At 66.9% G+C, this 4,345-nt stretch carries 4 protein-coding genes; 2 read left to right on the top strand and 2 right to left on the bottom strand.

The window, feature by feature from the left end; all coding sequences use genetic code 11:
- Positions 1–207: 207 nt before the first annotated feature.
- Positions 208–1,293 carry an ABC transporter ATP-binding protein gene (locus AC0Z36_RS29220; RefSeq protein WP_485466097.1) on the bottom strand — a complete coding sequence of 362 codons (1,086 nt, stop codon included), beginning with the start codon at positions 1,291–1,293 and terminating at the stop codon, positions 208–210.
- Positions 1,294–1,529: 236 nt separating this feature from the next.
- Between AC0Z36_RS29220 and AC0Z36_RS29215 the strand changes: the two genes are divergently transcribed.
- Both AC0Z36_RS29215 and AC0Z36_RS29210 read left to right on the top strand, forming a co-directional pair.
- Positions 1,530–2,552: a LacI family DNA-binding transcriptional regulator gene (locus tag AC0Z36_RS29215; RefSeq protein WP_485466096.1), complete on the top strand. Its 1,023-nt coding sequence runs from the start codon at positions 1,530–1,532 to the stop codon at positions 2,550–2,552.
- Positions 2,553–2,730: 178 nt separating this feature from the next.
- Positions 2,731–3,285: a transposase gene (locus tag AC0Z36_RS29210; RefSeq protein WP_485466095.1), complete on the top strand. Its 555-nt coding sequence runs from the start codon at positions 2,731–2,733 to the stop codon at positions 3,283–3,285.
- Positions 3,286–3,585: 300 nt separating this feature from the next.
- Here AC0Z36_RS29210 and AC0Z36_RS29205 read toward each other — a convergent pair whose 3' ends face one another.
- Positions 3,586–3,885, bottom strand: a complete 300-nt coding sequence (locus AC0Z36_RS29205) for a DUF6461 domain-containing protein (protein ID WP_485466098.1) — start codon at positions 3,883–3,885, stop codon at positions 3,586–3,588.
- Positions 3,886–4,345 lie beyond the last annotated feature (460 nt).

Raw genomic sequence — 4,345 nt, 5'->3', positions numbered from 1 at the left:
CCGGCCCCGCCCCACCCCCCCCCCCCCCCCGCCGCCCCGCCCCCCCCCCCCCCCGGCCCCCCCCCCCCCCCCCCCCCCCCCCCCCCCCACCCACCCCCCCCACCCCCCCCCCCCCCCCCCCCGCGCCGGCCCCCCCCCCCGCCCCCCCCCCCCCCCCCCCGCTGCTCTGTGTCTGTGGACTTCTACAGACTTCTACCAGGTGACAGCTCAGTCGGCGAGGCGCTCGCCGGACTCGGCGTGGAACATGTGCAGTTCGTCGGTCATCGGCGTGACGTACAGCGTCTCGCCCTTCTCCGGCACGCTGCGACCGCCGACGCGGACGACCACCTGGCGGCCCTCGCCCTCGATCGTCGCGGTGCCGTAGACGTACGCGTCGGAGCCGAGTTCCTCGACCACGTCGACAGTGACGGCCAGACCCTGCGCCGACTCCGCGGAGCCGACCACCAGGTGCTCGGGGCGCACGCCCACGGTCACCTTCGTGCCCGCGGCGGCCCGGGCCTCGGCCGGGACGGGCAGCACGGCGTTGCCCCAGTGCACGCCCTTCTCAGTCAAGTCGACGGTCACCAGGTTCATCGCGGGGGAGCCGATGAAGCCGGCCACAAAGACGTTCGACGGGCGGTCGTACATCTTGCGCGGGGTGTCGACCTGCTGGAGCAGACCGTCCTTGAGGACCGCGACCCGGTCGCCCATGGTCATGGCCTCGACCTGGTCGTGCGTCACGTACACGGTCGTGGTGCCCAGGCGGCGCTGCAGCGAGGCGATCTGCGTACGGGTGGAGACACGCAGCTTGGCGTCCAGGTTGGACAGCGGCTCGTCCATGAGGAAGACCTGCGGGGAGCGGACGATGGCCCGGCCCATGGCGACCCGCTGGCGCTGACCGCCGGAGAGCGCCTTGGGCTTGCGGTCGAGGTACTCGGTCAGGTCGAGGATCTTCGCGGCCTCCTCGACCTTCTTGCGGATCTCGTCCTTCGCGATGCCCGCGATCTTCAGAGCGAAGCCCATGTTGTCGCCGACGGACATGTGCGGGTAGAGCGCGTAGTTCTGGAAGACCATCGCGATGTCGCGGTCCTTGGGCTCCAGGTAGGTGACGTCCTTCGGGCCGATGCTGATCGATCCTGAGGTCACCTCCTCCAGACCCGCGAGCATCCGCAGCGCGGTGGACTTGCCCGAGCCGGACGGGCCAACGAGGACGAGGAACTCGCCGTCCTCGATCTCCAGGCTGAGCTTGTTGACGCTCGGGTTCTTCGCGCCCTTGTAGACGAGCGTGGCGTCTTTGTACGTGACCGAAGCCATGGCGATAACCGCCCCTTCACCGGCAGGAACGTGCCGGACGATCCGAGTGGAGGGTGAACTTGTTCATGTATTGGTCTGGTCCAATTCGCACCAGAGCCGGATCACCGTAACCCGCGGAGGTTCGTTCAGGCCAGTAGTTGACGGTCACATCCGTACAGTCTTGTGCTGAAACAGCCTGCAAGATATGCAAACCCCTGCAGCAAGCTGCGGAAGGCCGACCCCTAAGCTGGTCCGTCATGAGGACACGACTGGCGGACATCGCCGCCCAAGCGGGCGTGAGTGAGGCCACCGTTTCGCGTGTCCTGAACAGCAAACCGGGCGTCGCCGAGGACACCAGGCAGACGGTGATAACCGCGCTGGACGTGCTCGGCTACGAGCGTCCGGCACGCCTGCGCCGCCGCAGCGCGGGCCTGGTCGGGCTGATACTCCCCGAGCTGGACAACCCGATCTTCCCGGCCTTCGCGCAGATCATCGAACGGGCGCTCGCGCACCACGCGTTCACCCCGGTCCTGTGCACGCAGACCCCGGGCGGCGTCACCGAGGACGACTACATCGAACTGCTCATCGAGCGCGGCGTCTCCGGGATCGTCTTCGTCTCCGGACTGCACTCCGACTCGGGTGCCGACCTCTCCCGGTACGTCCGCCTGGTCGAACGCAGGCTCCCCGTGGTGTTCGTCAACGGCTACGCCCAGGGGCTGGACGCGCCGTTCATCTCCAGCGACGAGGCCGTCGCCGTCGAACTGGCCATCGGCCACCTGGCGTCGCTGCGCCACCGCCGCATCGGGCTCGCCGTCGGGCCCGAGCGGTACGTGCCCACCGCCCGCAAGATCGCCGGGTTCCGCCGCGGCCTGAAGTCGGCCTTGGGCGTCGACGACGCCGACCAGTGGATCGAACGCTCGCTGTTCTCCGTCGAAGGCGGCCAGGCGGCCGCCGGACCGCTGCTCGACCGGGGCGCGACCGCGATCGTGTGCGGCAGCGACCTGATGGCCCTGGGCGTTATCCGGGCCGTGCGTGGGCGCGGTCTGCGGGTGCCGGAGGACGTCTCCGTCGTGGGTTACGACGACTCGCCGCTGATCGCTTTCACCGACCCGCCGCTGACGACCGTCCGCCAGGCTGTGGCACCGATGGGAGCGGCGGCCGTGCGGGCGCTGCTGGACGAGATCGGCGGGGGGCAGTCCCCCCGTACGGAATTGTTCTTCCGTCCCGAGTTGGTCGTACGGGACTCCACGGGGCCGGCCCCTGAGGCGTCAGGCAGCTGACGTCAAGGCATCCAGCAGTGCGTCGATGTGCGGCTGGGCAGTGCGCAGCCGGGCGGTCGCCGCGCCATCGAACACCGCATCCGATCACATCGAGGTCTCCGGCGAGGCGATACGACAGTTGCCCACCCGCCGTCGTCGGAGAGTCCTCTTCCGCGCCGATGGTGCCGCTGCCACCAAAGTGGCTCGCCGGCCCCGTCAGGACGCCGCACTGGTGGAGACCACCGACCTGCTGGACCTGACCGGCTGGCCGGGCGGGCTGCGGCTCATCGTGCGCCGTGAGCCCGTTCATCCCACGTACGCCCGTGACGTGAAGCCGTACGAGATCGCCACCGGGTTCCGCTACCAGGTCATCGCGACCAACACCCCCGGCCGGCGACTGCAACGGCTTGACGCCCGCCATCGCGTCCACGCCCACGTCGAGTCGGGCAGTCGACGGTCAAAAGCCCTCACCCTGACCCGGCTGCCGTCCAAGAAGTTCGCCCTCAACCAGGCCTGGTGTGCCCTGCTCGCCCTGACCATGGACTTGCTGTCCTGGCTCCAGCTCCTGGCCCTGGAGGGTGGCAAGCTCGCCCGGGCCGAACCCGCCACCATGCGCACCGAACTGTTCGACGTCCCCGCCAAACTCGCCGACCACGCCTGCGGCCGGGAACTGAAGCTTGATGCAGCCTGGCCCGCCAGCCATCGGGCCGTCGCCGTGTGGGACCGCGTTCAGGAGCTGCCCGGCATCGGCTGACCTTCGGCCCGGCATCCGCACGATCCGAAAGGGAGAAGCCCCGCAGCACCCTCGGCCCGTGGAAACCGACGGCTATCCGTGACGACACATGGGTCGGTCATCGCCGGCACTCGAAGGACAAACCGGGATCAACCGCCAACCCCGGCCGACCACTTCAGGGTGGCGCGCGCACGTGAATGATCGAGGCTGGACCTTCTCGGTCTACCGCCCCGACCTGCGGAAACTCTCAGCAATTAGCTTCTTGCATCAGCCCTGCATGGATGCTGCCCACAACCAGCTGAATGACCTAAACAGTTGCGATCATTCAGTGACGAAACCTGCCAGAAGCTGGCCATCTTCCATCTCGTCCTCTGAAAGACCAAGACCGAACCTGGTCTCCACCAGACGGAGAACTGACTCCACTGGGCTGCCTCCAGCCAGAAGTCCGGAATCGGCCATTTCATTCAGAAGAATATCCGGATCTTTTCCTCCGCGGTGACTCGGGCCGCCGGGATCAAAGGAGCACATCGACTCACCGTTCAGAGCATAAACAAACCATGGCACCGTCTCCGTCTTCACGACTACCACAACCTCCGTGCCCAGAGAAACCTCTGGGATCACGTCCAAGACATGCGCCCCCCCAGATCTGGACGCCGTACGGCCAGCCCAGAACGCTCCCTGCGCGAATCACCCGAATATCGCCGCTGCCTTCGACCCCGAAGCGGTCGACCTCGAAATTTTCCGCATCCTGTCGTGTCATGCGTGTGTGCCCCCCGGTGCATCCCATCCGCAGGAGAAGGTCTTCCGGCTCCACGCCCCGGGCGAAGGTAATGGAGAAGCCTTCGGTGAAAGCCTCGGGAAGCCACTGGAGACCATCGAGCATCGGTTCCATATAATCCTCACTCTGATCGTTGTGACGACGTGTGAATTGCGTGCAGGGTGGACAGGAAACGAATCCCCTGTCCACCCCACACGCTAAATCGTACTACTAACCCAATTCAAAGTATCTAGACAGTCTCTGCGATATAAGCCAAATGCGGATCGCCAAAGAATCCGCGTATCACGTCAGGTAGATCCTTGA

The organism is Kitasatospora sp. UYEF31 (genome assembly GCF_057291755.1).
This window is presented reverse-complemented; position numbering and strand designations above follow the sequence as displayed.